Here is a 16,461-nt window from a genome sequence, read left to right as displayed (position 1 = left end):
TTGAGAATCAAACGATTAGTTTCGAGTTATTTGATTTCTCACTAATTTTCTATTCTTCGCAGTGTAATTGTCCTGCGGTTCCTTGTCCGTCATTTTCAACTGCTTGTTCTAATGCTTTCCAAGCCAATGTTGCGCATTTGATCCGAGCGGGGAATTTTGCCACGCCACTAAGCATCGCTGCATCGCCTAATTTTTCTTCTTCTGGTACGTCATTTCCTTGCACCAATTGAGAAAAATCTTCTGCCAACTGTTCTGCTTCGGCTAATGTCTTCCCAATCACCGCATCGGTCATCATACTGGCACTCGCTGTACTAATTGAACAACCACTTCCGCTAAAGGCAATATCTTTAATAACATTGTCTTGAATAGCCACTTGCAATTCGATCACATCGCCACAAGTTGGGTTATTCATTTCGATTTTCTTGCTTGATTCGGCCAACGTTCCATGATGATGAGGATGGCTGGAATGATCTAAAATCACTTGACGGTATAAATTATCTAATCTAGATAGAGCCATGTTGGAAAAACTCCTTTGTCGCTAAAATTGCTTCGATCAATCGATCCGCATCTGCTTTGGTGTTATAGAGATAGAAACTCGCACGAGCTGTCGCTGGAACATCTAAATACTTCAGTAATGGCTGCGCACAATGATGTCCTGCACGAACTGCCACGCCTTCCATATCTAACGCTGTTGCGGTGTCATGTGGGTGTAAGCCATCTAAATTAAATGCCAACACACCTGTATGATGGGCTGGATCTTGCGGTCCGTAAACCGTCAAACCTTCAATCGCCAATAGTTTTGGCAACACGTAAGCAACTAACTCTGCTTCATGTTGATGAATTTCTTCTAAACCAATCTCTGTTAGAAAATCGATTGCCGCACCTAAAGCGATCGCTCCTGCAATATTTGGCGTTCCTGCCTCGAATTTCCAAGGCAGTTCTTTCCACGTACTATCATACAAATTCACGAAATCGATCATTTCCCCACCGTATTCCACGGGTTCCATTTGATCTAGTAATTTACGTTTTCCATATAATACACCAATTCCAGTTGGACCACACATTTTATGCCCACTGAATGCGTAAAAATCAGCATCGATTGCTTGAACATCTACTGGCATATGAGGGACAGCTTGAGCGCCATCGACAACTAAGACAGCACCATGACTATGAGCAAGTTCTGCCAACTCTGTTACTGGATTGATTACACCTAAAACATTCGATACATGGGCGATAGAAACAATCTTGGTTTTATCCGTGATTTGTTTTTTTGCACTTTCCATATCTAAAAAGCCATCTGCTGTGATCTCGATATATTTTAAGGTTGCGCCTTTACGTCCTGCTAGTTGTTGCCAAGGAATGATATTAGAGTGATGCTCCATATAAGAAATCACGATTTCATCCCCTGCTTCGACCGCTAAATCACCGTAGCTTTTGGCAACCCAGTTTAAACTCGTCGTTGTGCCTCGAGTAAAGAGCGTTTCCGCTGTTTCTTTGGCATTAATAAAGGCTCTAACTTTTTCACGAGCTTCTTCATAATCTTTCGTCGCACGTTCTGCCAACGTATGCACACCACGGTGGACATTGGCGTTATCGTGTTCGTAATAATAAGTCAGTCTATCTAAAACTGCTTTAGGCTTTTGAGTTGTTGCTGCATTATCCAGATAAACAAGCGGCTCGTCATTTACTTCTTGAAACAAGATGGGAAACTGCTGCCGAATCTTATCTGCGTTTATCATGCATTCAACTTCCCTTCAATTACATCTACAAATTCTTTTTGAACATCCTTAACAGGAATCGCTGTGATCACTGAACCTAAGAAGCCACGGATAACCAAACGTTCCGCATCATCTTTACGTAAACCACGGCTCATTAAATAGTACATTTCCTCTGGATCAACACGACCAACGCTGGCTGCATGTCCTGCGGTTACTTCATTTTCATCGATCAATAGAATCGGGTTAGCATCACCACGAGCTTTGTCCGAAAGTATTAAGACACGACTTTCTTGTTGGGCATCTGCCCCTTTAGCTCCTTTTAAGATGTGACCAATTCCGTTAAATGTTAAAGTACCTCGTTCACGAATAACTCCGTGTTGTAAAATGTGTCCCACAGAATGAGAGGCTTTATTGGTTACACGAGTGTCAATTCCTTGTGTTTGTTTGCCAGCACTGATTGCCACAACTTTCACTTCTGAATGAGCGCCTTCGCCTACTAAATCAGAATCAAAATCAGCAACCACGTCACCGTCATTCATCACGCCTAACGCCCAATCAACAGAGGCATCACGCATGATATGTCCACGACGGTTCATATAGGTTGAAACATTTTCACCCAATTGATCTACAGCTGAATATTTCACTTTTGAACCAGCTTTAGCAATCACTTCAACCACGATATTCGCAGACACTTTGACTTTTTGATCGCCAATTGTTTGGAATCGTTCTAAATAGCTGAACTCACTATGTTCGTCCGCTACAATCAAGACATGTTTGAAGAACGATTCTTCACTCGCTGAATCTTGAATAAAGATCGCTTCGATTGGTTCTTCGATGACAACATTTTTCGGTACATATAAAAATACACCGCTATTCATAAAGGCTGTATGGAAAGCCGTTAATTTATCTTCATTCATTTCAACCGCTTTGTTCATATAATATTCTTTGACTAAATCACCATGTTCTTGTAATGCAGTGAACATATCCGTGAAAATTACGCCTTGATCGGCTAATTTTGCTGAAAGTTGTTCAAACGCTGTAATCGATCCTTGTTGCACGATTACTGGATTGTCTTTCATTGCATCAAAGCTTGGGATGTTCATTGTCTCAGGTGCATACTCTTCAGTATTCACATTAAACAAAGGCCAACGGTGAAATTTCACACGTTCGATCTTTGGTAATTCTAAGTTTTCAGCTTTTTCTAAAGCCGCTACACGTAAGTCCGTCATCCAAGTAGGTTCTTCGTTACGTGCTGAAAAAGCTTTAACGTCGTCAAGATAATTCGCTGTTGTTATTTCCTTCATTTATCTTGTCCTCCTTATGCTTCTTCTTTGTATTCGATACCTAATTCTTGGCTGATGCCAGCATAGCCTTCTGCTTCTAAACGTTTCGCAAGTTCCGCACCGCCAGTTTTAACCACACGGCCTTCCATCATGATATGCACCACATCTGGTGTGATGTAGTTCAATAGACGTTGGTAGTGAGTGATGATCAACGCACCAAAGTTTTCGCCACGCATTTCGTTTACGCCTTTTGATACAACTTTCAAGGCATCGATATCTAGACCAGAATCAATTTCATCTAGAATCGCAAATGTTGGTTCCAACATCAATAATTGTAAGATTTCGTTCCGTTTCTTTTCTCCACCAGAGAAGCCTTCGTTTAGGTAACGTTCAGCCATTTCTTCTGGCATATTTAGTAAATCCATTTTTTTATCTAATTTTTTGATGAATTCCATGACTGAGATTTTATCATCTTCATCACGTTTGGCATTGATCGCCGCACGCATGAATTCAGCATTCGTAATTCCTGGAATTTCACTTGGGTATTGCATGGCAAGGAATAGACCTAAACGGGCACGTTCGTCCACTTCAAGTTCTAATACATTTTCTCCGTCAAACAAGATTTCGCCTTCTGTGACTTCGTAATTAGGATTTCCCATGATCGCAGCAGATAAGGTAGATTTACCTGTTCCGTTAGGCCCCATGATTGCGTGGATTTCACCTGTTTTCATCGTCAGGTTAACCCCTTTTAAAATCTTTTTATCTTCGATTGATACGTGTAAATTTTTAATTTCTAAAACGGACATGTACAATTCCCTCCAACTTAAAATAATTATTTTATCGTTCTCATTCATTTTATCCTAATTGAGAATGATAAGCAATCTCTTTACTAGAATAATTCTTATTTAATCTAGGTTTTGTTTGTGAAAAAACGGACTTAATTAGAATCTTTCTAAAATGGCTATTATTATTGATATCACTATACACGGAGTTTTTTGAAGAAAATAAATTACCAACCACCAGAAAAGCCACCGCCTCCTGATGAACCGCCACCACCAGAAGAATCACCACTAGAACTTGAACTATTATGATAAGAATCTGAGCCACCACTGAATGATATATTACTGAAATCAATGTATGAAATGATACTTAAGTGCTTAATGTATTTATAGTTTGATAAATCAATACCTGGAAGAGTTGTGATAAAAAGCATATCGTGAATATCTTTGTTTGCTTCTCTATAGTATGAAGCGTCAATATTTTTAATTTTCTTTTTTGCTTTCTTGTAAGCTTTAGGAATTCTATCTGACAATTTTTCCGTTAATCTATCTGAAAAATCTAGTGCTAATGTGTTCTCATTTAATAGTAAAAAATAAGTCGTCAGCATGATTAATAGCGATTCCTGTTTAGGTTTTTTAAGTGTCTGTGTCTTAAAAAATGTTTGAACAAGAGTTTTAGTTTTAAAAAAATTCTTACGCGCCAACAAAAAGCTATCCAATACTTGTTGCATCTGTTCATAATTTTCCATCAATCGACTTTTAAGATGCTCATTTGCCTGTTCTAAATGCGTTTGGTCAACTAAAATATCCTTAGTTTTCAGATAATAGTCTGGCCAAAATGGAGTCGCAAGTTCTATACACATTTCACAATAGGTTTGTCTATTTTTTTGTGGCATTTGCTCTAGTTTTCTTTTGCCAATACTTCTTGCCAAATCGATTATAACGTCTTCAAACAAGCATTCGGATATTTTCTTTTGCACGCGTTCATATTTATTAAAATGAGCAAAAAGCATTGGGACTAAATAACTCCCGTCTATCTTCTCAAATATTGACACTTTTTTTGTTTTGCTCACAATAAAAATCTTTTTATTGCGCATTGGAGCCATTAGTGAGCTATCTTTAGCATCACTTTTTATCAAATAAACTGATCCTACATAAATCACAACGACTAGTATGATTAAAATAATTAGGTAAAATCCCCATTTTACGACTAAAGTAACATAATCAAACAGGCTTTTCTTTGGTTCTTGATAAGTATTGATGTATTCATTTGCTTTTGTTACTTCTTGTCTGGAAATATCATAACTTCCATATCTTTGTTTCACTGTAATAATTACATTTTGACTAATTTTTCGGATTCCTTCATCATACTTTTCTGCTCTGAAAAGTTCTTCTATCTCGAAAGGAATTATTTCTCTTTTCATACTATCGGTTATAATTTCCTCTACGCCATATCCTACTTCCAATCGATATTTTCGATCATCAAGTGCAATGACAAATAAAAAACCGTTATCCAGTTCCTTAGTACCTATACCTAACGCTTCAAACGTATCGACTGCGTATAACTCAATCGACTGATTTTTCGGTAGATGTTTAATTGTTTTTACAACAAATTGCGGACTACCGGTCAGTTGTTGAAAATCTTGCTCATTGGCACGGATAATCAACTCTTTTGTTTGTTCAGATAAAAGCTGTGCCTCATCATCGACATAAAAACTTTCCGCCACAGCATCTTCCCCAAAATATAATGCAACAATCCCTAATGAAATCAGTAAAAATATAAATCTTTTGATCATTTTTATTTGTTTATACTTATAGTTATTTTTCATCCCTTAAACCCCAATATCTTTTTTAGACTCCCTATCATTCAATTATTCCATACGCTTTTATAAACTTCAATATGAATCGACAGTCTTAAAATAATTCGTCTTTTGATTTTCCTCAATCTTTGTGAGATAATTTACAACGATTTCAGAAAATTTTTGACTAGAACAAAAATCATTTTGTCCCAGCCATCCGAAAAGAGGTTTTTTAATGTCTAAAAAAGGAATCATCATTGTTAATTTAGGTACTCCGGATAAACCGGAAACGAAAGAAGTTCGTGCTTACTTAAAGCGTTTTTTAGGTGATAAACGGGTAATTGATACTAACCGTTTGATCTGGTTACCTGTTTTACATGGAATTATTTTACGAACTAGACCGAAAAAATCAGCTGCTTTGTACCAAAAAGTTTGGCAAGAAGCTGGTTCACCGTTACTTATTTATACTCAATCACAAACTGAACAGTTGCAAGAACGTTTTCCAGATCACATCGTTCGCTACGCTATGTCTTACAGTAAACCTTTGATTCCAGAAGTTTTAAAGGAAATGCATGATCTAGGTGTTACCGATTTAACGATTATTCCATTGTATCCGCAATACTCAACAACGACCACTGCGCCGATATTTGATGAAGTAGCCAAATTTTATTTGAAAGCTGAAGCGATTCCTAGTTTACATTTTATTCAATCATTTTACGATGAGCCATTATATATTGAAGCTTTAGCCAATCAAATCAAACAAGCATTAGCTGAAAAAGAGTTCGATAAGATTGTTTTCTCTTATCACGGTATCCCGGTTTCTTACGTGGAAAAAGGCGATCATTATTTAGAGCACTGCGAGCAAACAACGAAAGCTGTAATGAAACAAGTGGGTGATGTTCCTTTCATTAGTACGTTTCAATCAAAATTTGGCCCAGCTGAATGGCTCACTCCAGCAACTGATCAAACGTTAAAAGAGCTACCTAAACAAGGGGATAAAAATATTTTGATCATCACTCCTGGGTTCGTTTCTGATTGTTTAGAAACAGTTGAAGAAATTGAAAAAGAAAATTACGGCTATTTTATGGAAAACGGTGGCGAACATTTCCACTATATTCATCCGTTTAATGCTGACCCGATCTTTGTTGATATTTTAGAGAAAATCATACAAAAATAGTAAAAAAGACAGAAAAATCAATTAAGATTTTTTCTGTCTTTTTTTATTATTTATCTACAGGTTTTACAGATCCATCCCATTTTTCAAGGATCCAATCTTGGATTTCTTTACTGTGTAATGCATCAACCAATTTTTTGATTTTATCGCTATCTTTGTCTTCTGAACGAACAGCCACAATATTTACGTATGGTGAGTTATCTTTCTCAAGTAAAATTGAATCTTTCAACGGATTCAAGCCAGCACTGTAAGCAAAGTTAGCATTGATTGCGACAAGATCTGCTTCATCATTGTTGTAAGTTGTTGTTAAAACTTCTGGATTGATGTTATGGATAAATTTCAAGTTTTTAGGATTTTTATCGATATCTTCAAATGTTGCAGTTTCTAAATCTACCCCTTTTTTAACGGTAACTAAATCAGCATCTTGTAAAATCGTAATAATGCGACCCCAGTCAGATTCAGAGTTTGATGTAATGATCGTTGCGCCATCTTTTAACTCTTTGATATCTTTGATTCGTTTTGAGTAAAGACCCATTGGCTCGATATGAATCCCGCCAGCATTTGCGAAATCATAATTGTTTTCTTTGACTTGTAAATTGAAGTATGGAATATGTTGGAAGTAATTCGCATCGATATCGCCTTCTGCCAAGTTTTTATTTGGTAAAATGTAATCATCAAATTGAACGATTTCTAGATCAATGCCTTCTTTTTTAAGAATTGGTTTTACTTGTTCTAAGATCTCCGCATGAGGTGAAGCGGATGCGCCAACTTTTAAAACGGAAGAATTTTTATCTGATCCTGCCGATTTACTATCATCTGTTTTATCCTTTGCTCCACCACAAGCAACTAATCCAAAAGTAACAACTGCTAATGCTGCTAAACCGAATAATTTCTTTTTCATATTTATTTCCTCCAATTATTTTCTATTTTGATTGTTTATCGTTTGTCAGACCGTTTCACTAATTGATCGCCGACAAACTGAATAATAAACACAATAACCAAGATCAATACTGTTGCGACTAATGTAACGGTATTATTGTTGCGGCTAAATCCTTCTTGATAAGCTAGGCCTCCAAGACCGCCACCACCAATGATCCCTGCCATTGCAGTGAAACCAATCATCGTGATTGTCGTAAGCGTCACACCCGATAGTAACGCTGGGGTACTTTCAGGAATCAATACTTTAAAGATTTTTTGGATTCTAGAAGCGCCCATTGCATCTGCCGCTTCCAACACACCACTGTCAACTTCACGAAACGCAATTTCAACTAAGCGAGCATAAAATGGAGCTGCTGATACGATCAACGACGGAATTGCTGCTTTTGCACCGATTCCTGTACCCACTAATTTTCTTGAGAAATCCATCAACAAGATAATCAAGACAATATATGGGATAGAACGAAAAATATTGCTGACAACGGATAAAATGCTGTAACAAACTTTTGCATAAGGTGATTTGTTACGGCTCAAGCTATAAAGTAATAGACCTAATAAAAATCCAATGATAATAACAAAAACCATCGCAACAACCGTCATGAATATAGTATCGATCGCCGCCTGCTGCATTGATTCTGGATTCACCCGACTAAAATTTAAATATTTTTCTACAAATGTCTCATTCGCCACGGTGAATCACCTCCAAACCAACTTTTTTTTCTTTAAAGAATGTCAATGTTTTTTCTACTTCACTTGCTGTTCCAATAATCATAACGGTTAGGGAGCCAAACGCGCCTTCTTTAGCTTGTTGAACTTGTCCTTGAACCACATTGATATCTACAGCAAACTTACGGATTGCTTGAGAAATGACTGGTTCATTCGCATTGTCACCACTAAATTGAAGAGTAGCTACTAATCCAGCTGGATTTTCTTTGATCAATTCTTGTAATAATTCTTCTGTATCTTCTTTTGGTTCTAATTCTTGTTGCACAAAACGTTTTGTAACAGCTTGTTTCGGATGTCTAAAGACTTCTAACACATCGCCTTCTTCGACGATTTGGCCTAATTCCATGACCGCAACTTTATTACAAATTTTACGAATAACATGCATTTCGTGTGTAATCAATACAATCGTTAAGTTCAATGTTTTATTGATTTCTAATAATAAATCCAATACTTCATCAGTCGTTTGTGGATCCAGTGCGCTAGTTGCTTCGTCACAAAGTAAGATTTCAGGATTATTAGCTAAAGCTCTAGCGATCCCTACACGTTGTTTTTGTCCACCCGATAATTGACTTGGATAAGCATCTCCACGCCCTTCTAAGCCAACTAAATTTAAAAGTTCCTGTGCACGTTCTTTTCTCACATTCTTTGGAACATTTGCTAATTCTAACGGTAACATGATGTTTTCTAAAATCGTTCTTGACCATAATAAATTGAAATGTTGAAAAATCATCCCGATTTTTTTACGAAATTGACGTAGTTCTCGGTTTGCCATTTTCGCGACATTTTGCCCTTGGATGATAACTTCACCTTGTGTTGGTAATTCCAAGCCGTTTAATAAACGAACTAAAGTACTTTTACCAGCACCAGAGTAGCCAACGATTCCGTAAATATCCCCTTGATCGACGGTTAGTGAAACATCGTTAACCGCTGTTACTTGTCCGCTTTTTCCAGAAAATTGTTTTTGTACGTGTTCTAATTCGATTAGAGGCATTTTTTTCCCTCCGCTTTCTTTGGTTTTGCTTCTGTTTTATTATACTACAGGATACGTGTCATTGTGAGTAACATCTTGTAGATTAGTGCTTTTTGCATGTTCAACATCAAGTTACTTTATAACATGATGTTGAACATACAAAAAGCTTCCGCCCAAATGTCTGAATCTGACATAAGGACGAAAGCTTGTCTTTCGTGTTACCACCTTGATTTACCATTATTTCACAATAATAGCCTTATACAGTACTTGAATTCGCATACTGTCGTGCTATAACGGGCACTCCCGTAATAAGTTCACCTCTGCTCACTTATTCCGCTCAAAGACCATCTTCCATCTCAATCATGTTGCCCATTTCCAGCAAACAAGGCTCTCTTCAAACACTTTCGACATGTACTCTTCTTTTCAAAGCTTTTACTTTTATTGATGAAATTATAGCAATATCCAAATGGCTTGTCAATAATTTTTACGCTTGGTTTAATTCTGCTTCATCAACATCGGTTAAAATAGCAATCCAGGCATTTGTTTGATCTGCATCATCTAATACACTTGGATCTTGTTCAGCCGCTTCATTGATCGCCACGATTGTTCCGCTGATTGGAGTACTAAATTCACTTACAGCTTTTTCAGCTTCCAATTCAATCAGTGAATCTCCTTTTTGCAGTGATTGACCAACCTTAGGCATTGTTGCAAAAGTGATATTTCCTAAATCTTCTTGTGCTTCATTTGTTAAACCAATTTTATAGCCTTCGTTTGTTTTTAAAACCCATAGATTATCGATTATTTTCAATTCTTCAGCCATTATTTAATAGCTCCTTCATAATCAGATTCTTTAAATCCATTTGCTAAAAATTGATCACCTTTAACAAAAATCGGACGTTTAATCAGCATACCATCAGTCGCTAATAATTCACTTGCTTCTTTGATCGAAAAGTCATTGACTTTGTCTTTCAATCCTTGTTCTCTATAACGAATACCGCTTGTATTAAAGAAACGGCGAACGGGTAAATCACTTTGCTCCATCCAGCTTGCTAATTGTTTTGCAGTTGGAGGATTTTCGATCATATCAATCGTTTCGTATTTTACCTGTTTAGCATCTAACCAAGCCTTCGCTTTTTTACAAGTTGAACATTTTGGATACCAGAAAAATGTGTACATTTTAACGCCTTCTTTCATTTAATAGTTTTCGATCGTAGCTTCTTTTTGATATTTCATCGACATGATCAATCCTACACCTAGCATATTTCCCAAAATAGAGGAACCACCTTGGCTAATAAACGGTAACGGAATCCCTGTTAATGGGAGTAATCCGATATTCGCTCCAATATTTTCAAATACGTGGAATAAGATCATCATAATGATCCCAGTTGCAATGTAAGCATAGAATTCATTATTCGTATCGAAACAAACACGAATCATGCGGTAAATCAAGATAAAGTATAACAAGATAATAAAGCAACCACCAATGAACCCAAAGTTTTCACCCACAACAGTAAAAATCATATCCGATTCTCTGACTGGTACATACACATCGCTGACATTAAACCCTTTTCCAAGCAAACCGCCAGAACCAATCGCAGTAATCGCCAAAGCCGGTTGGAAAGAACGATCAGGGTCATGATGGAAAGGATTCATCCATAAATCGATTCGATCAAACTGATACGGTTTAAAACCAACTGAATACAGAAATTCACGTCCCGTAGTCGTAGTTACTAAATAAATTGTTCCAGCTCCTAATAATAAAGCCGCCAAAAATGTTGGTAAAATAATTTTCCACGTAATTCCTGACATTAAAAATACACCACCAAAAATGGCTAAGAAAACTAACATCGTACCAAAGTCATCCTGTAGTAAAATTAGGATAATGACCGGCATTGTGACCAACAACATTTTTCCAATCAACCAAAAATCAGATTTGATCGTTCGGTTGATATTCTTCACATTGTGCATCGTTACAACATAGGCCAGCATCAAAATAAAAGCCACTTTCATTAATTCTGAAGGCTGAAAAGTTGTTCCACCAATACTGATCCAGTTTTTAGAACCCGTTTGCGCTTCTAAATATGGGTCATAAAACTTTAAAAGCAATCCCATCATGATCAAACCAATTACATAAAACACAGGGGTTAACCGCCAGAGAAGTTTAGAGCTAAAATTCATAACAATCACAATACTGACACCACCGACTAAATACCATAGGCCTTGTTTCATTAGCATATTGCCGATTTCTGGTCGGTTTGGATCATTACTTAAAGCTACATAAAGTGACAGTATACCGATGATCGAAAGAAGGAACACAGGTAAGATTACACCATAATCAATTCTATTATCTAAGTTGCGCATTAATTTATTTTTATTCATTCGTCATCCCTTTTCCTTAAATCATACGCCTTTTATTATAACTTTCTATAGGGAGAAAAGAAAGTATAGACTTGATGATTTTGGAAAAACTTTAAAGTACAAATTTAGTAGCTATATTTACATTGTTTTTTTATTTTGACAAATGTGTCCTTTCAATATTGATGAAGATAAATTAGTAGAAGAAATTAATAATGAAATGCCTACACTTTTAGAAGAGGTTGTTACTTCATCTGAAAATACGATTATCAAAATTGATAGAAAATATAATAGTTATCGAAGTTTACTAGTAACCGTACCTTTAGATATAAAGTATGAACGTAATAGTGCGAAGAAAAAATATATGGATACTATCGGTTTTCTAATTCAAGAAAAAACAGCCAGTACGTTATATCCAGATAAAAAACAGATTCCTTACATCACATTTCGATATGAAAACACTAATGAATTTTTAGGCGCTACTGATTTAATTAATCGAAGAAAATTTATTCTTTATGATGAAACTAATTATTGAGAATGATCAGCTAATGAACACTATTTTTTATTGAACCTTATAACAAAAAATAGGCCAGACAAAACTAAAATCGTTTTGCCTAGCCTATTGGTATTAAAATTGGTTTTGTAAACTACATCATTATAAAAATAGAGTTATTTTACAATATCCAAAACTTTTTCATAAGCTTCAATTTGTGCATATAAACGTTGGACCTGCAATTCATTTTCAATATAATTGATAGAATTTCCAAGATTTTCTTGACGTTTGTCTTCTAAGCGCTCGACTTCTTTCTTTGCTTCATTGGCTAATTTATTGATTTTATCAATTTTTTCTGACATGATGCATTCCTCCTATATAATTAGTTATAAATTTAGTGTAGGCTCTTTTTTGTAAATATACAAAGATTATGAATAGATTCTCTTATATAGATGGAAAATAGTTAAAAAAACTCAAAACCTTCAATAAGTACGGTTTTGAGTTTACATTTTATTTAGATAAAATATCTCTGAAATAACTTATCCATGATTGTTCCTGTTTTTCCTCTTCACTAATCCTATCCAAAATATAAGCACGCACATAGTTAGCACACTTCCGAGTATCATTAGTACGTTTGAATATTGATTGTTTTCACCCAATGGCGGAAATAGCGTGGTTTTTTGTGCAGGTTTAGCGTTTGATTGATTATTGATCATTGCTTCTATCTTTCTTTCATAAACATATGTTACAACCTGAACGTTATCTGTAAAAAATCCTTTTGCTATTCCTCGAACTTCTTTAAATGTATAGCCATCAAATTCTCTTTGTTCAGTAGCGTATGAATCGCCAATTACTCCAATTTTCACCACTTCGGCACTTAAATTATTTCCATCGGTATCTTGATATTTTACTATTACATTCGATATCTTAGATGGATTTTTTTCATAGATATAAATTACTGTTTGAGCTTCATCCATGAATATCCCTGTAGTATTTCCCTGAACCTCTTTAAATGTATAACCATCAAACTCTTTTTGTTCTGTAGAATACAAATCGCCAATGTTTCCTGTCTTAACAATCGCATCCGCAAGGCTTTTTCCATTTGTATCTTGATATTTTACTGTTACATCTGCTGCAGCAACGGGATCTTTACTATATACATATTTTACGCTTTGTTTTTCGGCGGTAAAAAGACCTACGGCATTGGCTGGAAGTTTATTTTGATTTAAAGTATAGCCTGGAATGACCAATTTATATTGATCTGTAGTAGCATCATACATATCACCAATATTACCCTTCATTAATTGAGGCTCATGAATTACGGTGCCATCTTCCTCTTCATAAACGACTTGAACATCTTCCCCAGGTATTGGAATATTAGTAAAATGTACCCCTCTTCCAAATCTCCAATCAATATAGGTACCATAACCACCCGAATCATATCCACCGCTAAAAGGAACAATATCTTTATTCAAGGCATTATTTTCAAGAATAAAGTCTCTTTTTGGCGTCATTGTAAATGAAATAAGTAAATCCGGCTCTCGGTTATTTGCATCATCTGGATGGACGATCGCTTGCGTAAGCTCCATCTTATAACCAACTAGATCATTTAAATCAGGTAGTATATCACTATAATTTATTCCATCTGTGGTATACGTTAACTTAGCATTCCCTTTAGTGACTGTCGGATACGAGGCAAATTGAAACCAAGAATCTCCTGTGCTGTCTTGGTTTGTAAATTTTGCTAAATACTTCGTCATAGTTCCGTTATTGACTGTTAATTCTTGTTGAAAATAAACTAACTTATTTGTGTTTAAGTCTATTTCTGTCGGTTCAGAGAAAATATCATGAAAAGCCTTTCCCACAAGAACATAATCTGTCCCATCATCTGAAGTTTTCATTCCTGAACTAGAAACATTGCCTTGCGCAAAAGCTGATGAAGAATAAAACATCAAAGCTCCTATTACTAGGAATCCTATACAGTGCAAAATTTTTTTCATCTGTAACCTCTCGCTTTTTTTTATTTTTGTCAAAACGATCGTAACACAGTATTCACTTCAAACCTGTTTTTTTATTTTAATAAAACGAAATAATAGAACACTTTGTTTTAGTTAACATAAAAATAAAACAGGCATACCGAAAGTTCAAAAACTTTGATATGCCTGTTTCTCCTTTAATTAATGCCAGCTGTAGGAATCGAACCTACGACCTACGCGTTACGAGAGATTTTAATACGAAATTTAATAATATAGTTTAATTATGATTTTTACTGTTATATCAGTCCTGGAACTGATTATAACATATTTTAACAATGATTATTTATTTAAATTTTTGGGTGGATTTGGGTGTAAAAATAAAAATTTGGGTACATTTTTAGGTGTAAAAATTTTGTTAGCCAAAACATAATAAATTCAAGGCTCTTCTGTTAATTCAGGAGGGCGATTTTTTACTTAATTAAAGAATCCTCTCCCCCAAGTTGTATCAATCTGGCCACCATCTGGACCAACTGCAACATAACGACGAGTACCGCCATAATCAATATAACTAATCCAAACGTAGTTAGCAGATTGTATATAACTATTGTATATAATTGATTCGTTTGGATCATACCAAGCGAGTGCAGCACTCTCAACTGTAGTATCTTTAGACACCGGCAAACTTTAATTTGTTGTAAATACTCCAGACATTGCAGACCGCTTTCCTGTTTGAGGTTCAACTGGTTTATTTGGTTCTGTCGGCTTATCCAAATTATGCTCTCCATTGTCTGGTAACCCATTAAATAGATCATGTTGCAATTGTGCTTTACTTATACCCTGACTAGCTAAATAGCTATAAGGATCAGTATGATCACCCCACCAATTTTGAGTAACCCATAAGTGCGTTTTAATACCATATGGCGTGGCATCATCCAAATCAAATGTAAATCCAGCTTGTTTAGCTAAATCACGAGTAAGATTTACGTATGTAGCATAGTCTTTTTTTAAAATTTCCGCATTATTTGTACGAGCTAACTCAATTTGTGCATATGCCTTACTATTTCCAGTAGCTCCAGCCCCGTATTGATAATAACCATTAGGTGCTAACTGCTTAACACGTCCACCACTTCCAACAAAATAAGACACATAAGCATTTTGCCAATTGCGCTTCATAAAAATTACTTCACGATCTAAACTATCAGCCCCTACATTACTAGGATTTCCCGCTTCATGTAACACAATAATCTCGTTACTAGCATACCCAGGATGATAGCTGAACTGAATTGGTCTTGTTCAACTGTGTATGCTTCCTCTCTGATCGGCACCCAGAATATAATTGGATTCTGCCTTCAAAGAATAATGAGTTTCTTCAATGCTTTTTTATTCATTTGCATTGTTCAACTCCTTTTCAGCTTCTAAGAGCATTTCTTCCCACGTATTCGCTTCTTTATTTCCTTTATTAGCTCCTTTTAGCTTTTCTACTTTAGCACGCAACTTGGCTTCCTGAGCGTCAAACACTTCTATTCGTTTTGAATTAATTTCTAATTCGCTCAACTGTTTAATGGCTCTTGTAAGCTGATTACTGATTCGAGTTAGTGCTTCTTCTATGGCCAAGATATCGTCAATCTTACGGAAAGTCTTTTCTTTCATCTCGGTCATTTGAAGTTCAGGTAAAGAAACTTCGATCGACTTTCCTTTTCTTTCCATTACATTTTTGCGACCTCGTAACTCGTAAAGGATTTGTTGTTCACTTTGATCTAGCCCGTTCTCCGCTTCCTGAATCCGCCTCAACATTCTTAGTTGTCAAAATTTCAACAAACGGACCTCTTCGGACATAATAAAAGAAGGATCATCACTCATAGTTGAATAAATCTTCCTCTCATCATCGGATAAGTATTCTGCAAATATCGTTTCATATTCCCCACTCTTAACCGCATTCTTATTACCTTTTGGCGGTGACGCCCTGCTGTTACCCTTGTTCCCTTTAGCGTTCTGATTACCCAAAGAAGCGCCTCCTTGATTAGTAACGTTACCTTTATCATTAGTAACATTACCTTTCAATTCAGCGCTCCATTTATCAATTGATTTCCATTTTCTTATTTGAGAATCTGACACTCCTATTTCTTCGGCAATATCCTTTAAAATCTTTTCTCCATTTGATTTTAGCCAGATTTCCTTTGCTTGATACCTTCTAGGATCTCTCTGTCTAGCAATCCATATCACACCACCTCACGATCATTGTTTGTTGATTT

The 16,461-nt window shown here is 35.9% G+C and carries 16 protein-coding genes, 2 pseudogenes and 1 other annotated feature; of the genes and pseudogenes, 2 read left to right on the top strand and 16 right to left on the bottom strand.

What is annotated here, in order from left to right; translation table 11 throughout:
* Positions 1 to 49: 49 nt before the first annotated feature.
* From sufU to JZO69_RS04480, 5 genes are all read right to left on the bottom strand, one after another.
* Positions 50 to 517, bottom strand: coding sequence for a Fe-S cluster assembly sulfur transfer protein SufU (sufU, locus tag JZO69_RS04500; protein WP_069634821.1), 468 nt, complete (start codon positions 515 to 517; stop codon positions 50 to 52).
* Complete coding sequence (locus JZO69_RS04495) at positions 504 to 1,739, bottom strand: cysteine desulfurase (protein WP_207111694.1); 1,236 nt, start codon at positions 1,737 to 1,739, stop codon at positions 504 to 506. The genes sufU and JZO69_RS04495 overlap by 14 nt, the downstream gene beginning before the upstream one ends.
* Entirely contained in the window at positions 1,736 to 3,022 is a 1,287-nt protein-coding gene (gene sufD / locus JZO69_RS04490; RefSeq protein ID WP_207111693.1) for a Fe-S cluster assembly protein SufD, read from the bottom strand. Before sufD ends, JZO69_RS04495 begins: the two co-directional genes overlap by 4 nt.
* A gap of 14 nt (positions 3,023 to 3,036) precedes the next feature.
* Positions 3,037 to 3,807: a Fe-S cluster assembly ATPase SufC gene (gene sufC, locus JZO69_RS04485; RefSeq protein WP_010763366.1), complete on the bottom strand. Its 771-nt coding sequence runs from the start codon at positions 3,805 to 3,807 to the stop codon at positions 3,037 to 3,039.
* A 203-nt stretch (positions 3,808 to 4,010) separates the two neighbouring features.
* A complete protein-coding gene (locus JZO69_RS04480; protein ID WP_207111692.1) occupies positions 4,011 to 5,609 on the bottom strand; it encodes a TPM domain-containing protein in 1,599 nt (532 codons plus the stop codon).
* Positions 5,610 to 5,814: 205 nt separating this feature from the next.
* Here JZO69_RS04480 and hemH point away from each other — a divergent pair, with 205 nt between their 5' ends.
* A complete protein-coding gene (gene hemH / locus JZO69_RS04475) occupies positions 5,815 to 6,756 on the top strand; it encodes a ferrochelatase (RefSeq protein WP_207111691.1) in 942 nt (313 codons plus the stop codon).
* A gap of 46 nt (positions 6,757 to 6,802) precedes the next feature.
* Here hemH and JZO69_RS04470 read toward each other — a convergent pair whose 3' ends face one another.
* The 6 genes from JZO69_RS04470 to JZO69_RS04445 form a co-directional block, all read right to left on the bottom strand.
* Positions 6,803 to 7,654: a MetQ/NlpA family ABC transporter substrate-binding protein gene (locus JZO69_RS04470; RefSeq protein ID WP_207111690.1), complete on the bottom strand. Its 852-nt coding sequence runs from the start codon at positions 7,652 to 7,654 to the stop codon at positions 6,803 to 6,805.
* Between the two features lie 35 nt (positions 7,655 to 7,689).
* The gene (locus JZO69_RS04465) at positions 7,690 to 8,319 is read right to left on the bottom strand and encodes a methionine ABC transporter permease (RefSeq protein ID WP_207111854.1); all 630 of its coding nucleotides are present in this window, start codon (positions 8,317 to 8,319) and stop codon (positions 7,690 to 7,692) included.
* A 49-nt stretch (positions 8,320 to 8,368) separates the two neighbouring features.
* Positions 8,369 to 9,406 carry a methionine ABC transporter ATP-binding protein gene (locus tag JZO69_RS04460; RefSeq protein WP_207111689.1) on the bottom strand — a complete coding sequence of 346 codons (1,038 nt, stop codon included), beginning with the start codon at positions 9,404 to 9,406 and terminating at the stop codon, positions 8,369 to 8,371.
* Positions 9,407 to 9,576: 170 nt separating this feature from the next.
* Positions 9,577 to 9,821, bottom strand: a binding site (T-box leader).
* 48 nt (positions 9,822 to 9,869) lie between these two features.
* On the bottom strand, positions 9,870 to 10,205 hold the full coding sequence (locus JZO69_RS04455) for a glycine cleavage system H family protein (protein WP_207111688.1): 336 nt from the start codon (positions 10,203 to 10,205) through the stop codon (positions 9,870 to 9,872).
* Positions 10,205 to 10,561, bottom strand: coding sequence for an arsenate reductase family protein (locus tag JZO69_RS04450; protein WP_069645553.1), 357 nt, complete (start codon positions 10,559 to 10,561; stop codon positions 10,205 to 10,207). The genes JZO69_RS04455 and JZO69_RS04450 overlap by 1 nt, the downstream gene beginning before the upstream one ends.
* Positions 10,562 to 10,579: 18 nt before the next feature.
* Positions 10,580 to 11,764 (bottom strand): FtsW/RodA/SpoVE family cell cycle protein, encoded by a 1,185-nt coding sequence (locus tag JZO69_RS04445; protein ID WP_207111687.1) that lies wholly within the window; start codon positions 11,762 to 11,764, stop codon positions 10,580 to 10,582.
* Positions 11,765 to 11,906: 142 nt separating this feature from the next.
* Between JZO69_RS04445 and JZO69_RS04440 the strand changes: the two genes are divergently transcribed.
* Positions 11,907 to 12,275 carry a hypothetical protein gene (locus tag JZO69_RS04440; protein ID WP_242586543.1) on the top strand — a complete coding sequence of 123 codons (369 nt, stop codon included), beginning with the start codon at positions 11,907 to 11,909 and terminating at the stop codon, positions 12,273 to 12,275.
* 134 nt (positions 12,276 to 12,409) lie between these two features.
* Here JZO69_RS04440 and JZO69_RS04435 read toward each other — a convergent pair whose 3' ends face one another.
* From JZO69_RS04435 to terS, 5 genes and pseudogenes are all read right to left on the bottom strand, one after another.
* On the bottom strand, positions 12,410 to 12,595 hold the full coding sequence (locus JZO69_RS04435; protein WP_207111686.1) for a hypothetical protein: 186 nt from the start codon (positions 12,593 to 12,595) through the stop codon (positions 12,410 to 12,412).
* A 177-nt stretch (positions 12,596 to 12,772) separates the two neighbouring features.
* Entirely contained in the window at positions 12,773 to 14,233 is a 1,461-nt protein-coding gene (locus tag JZO69_RS04430) for a MucBP domain-containing protein (RefSeq protein ID WP_207111685.1), read from the bottom strand.
* A 450-nt stretch (positions 14,234 to 14,683) separates the two neighbouring features.
* The gene (locus JZO69_RS04425) at positions 14,684 to 14,884 is read right to left on the bottom strand and encodes an SH3 domain-containing protein (protein WP_347401569.1); all 201 of its coding nucleotides are present in this window, start codon (positions 14,882 to 14,884) and stop codon (positions 14,684 to 14,686) included.
* A gap of 66 nt (positions 14,885 to 14,950) precedes the next feature.
* Positions 14,951 to 15,546, bottom strand: a pseudogene (locus tag JZO69_RS04420) (peptidoglycan recognition protein family protein); the annotation flags it as partial.
* Between the two features lie 43 nt (positions 15,547 to 15,589).
* Positions 15,590 to 16,423 (bottom strand): annotated as a pseudogene (gene terS, locus JZO69_RS04415) (phage terminase small subunit).
* Positions 16,424 to 16,461: the final 38 nt, after the last annotated feature.

Origin of the sequence: Candidatus Enterococcus ikei (assembly GCF_017316105.1) — a bacterium.
Lineage (GTDB): Bacteria > Bacillota > Bacilli > Lactobacillales > Enterococcaceae > Enterococcus_L > Enterococcus_L ikei.
Note: the sequence above shows the minus strand (reverse complement) of the source record. Positions and strands in the feature narration are given on the sequence as shown.

Coding starts and splice junctions, on each gene's coding strand:
- sufU (WP_069634821.1), bottom strand. CDS start 517: ATGGCTCTATCTAGATTAGATAATTTATACCGTCAAGTGATTTTAGAT.
- JZO69_RS04495 (WP_207111694.1), bottom strand. CDS start 1,739: ATGATAAACGCAGATAAGATTCGGCAGCAGTTTCCCATCTTGTTTCAA.
- sufD (WP_207111693.1), bottom strand. CDS start 3,022: ATGAAGGAAATAACAACAGCGAATTATCTTGACGACGTTAAAGCTTTT.
- sufC (WP_010763366.1), bottom strand. CDS start 3,807: ATGTCCGTTTTAGAAATTAAAAATTTACACGTATCAATCGAAGATAAA.
- JZO69_RS04480 (WP_207111692.1), bottom strand. CDS start 5,609: ATGAAAAATAACTATAAGTATAAACAAATAAAAATGATCAAAAGATTT.
- hemH (WP_207111691.1), top strand. CDS start 5,815: ATGTCTAAAAAAGGAATCATCATTGTTAATTTAGGTACTCCGGATAAA.
- JZO69_RS04470 (WP_207111690.1), bottom strand. CDS start 7,654: ATGAAAAAGAAATTATTCGGTTTAGCAGCATTAGCAGTTGTTACTTTT.
- JZO69_RS04465 (WP_207111854.1), bottom strand. CDS start 8,319: ATGCAGCAGGCGGCGATCGATACTATATTCATGACGGTTGTTGCGATG.
- JZO69_RS04460 (WP_207111689.1), bottom strand. CDS start 9,406: ATGCCTCTAATCGAATTAGAACACGTACAAAAACAATTTTCTGGAAAA.
- JZO69_RS04455 (WP_207111688.1), bottom strand. CDS start 10,205: ATGGCTGAAGAATTGAAAATAATCGATAATCTATGGGTTTTAAAAACA.
- JZO69_RS04450 (WP_069645553.1), bottom strand. CDS start 10,561: ATGTACACATTTTTCTGGTATCCAAAATGTTCAACTTGTAAAAAAGCG.
- JZO69_RS04445 (WP_207111687.1), bottom strand. CDS start 11,764: ATGAATAAAAATAAATTAATGCGCAACTTAGATAATAGAATTGATTAT.
- JZO69_RS04440 (WP_242586543.1), top strand. CDS start 11,907: ATGTGTCCTTTCAATATTGATGAAGATAAATTAGTAGAAGAAATTAAT.
- JZO69_RS04435 (WP_207111686.1), bottom strand. CDS start 12,595: ATGTCAGAAAAAATTGATAAAATCAATAAATTAGCCAATGAAGCAAAG.
- JZO69_RS04430 (WP_207111685.1), bottom strand. CDS start 14,233: ATGAAAAAAATTTTGCACTGTATAGGATTCCTAGTAATAGGAGCTTTG.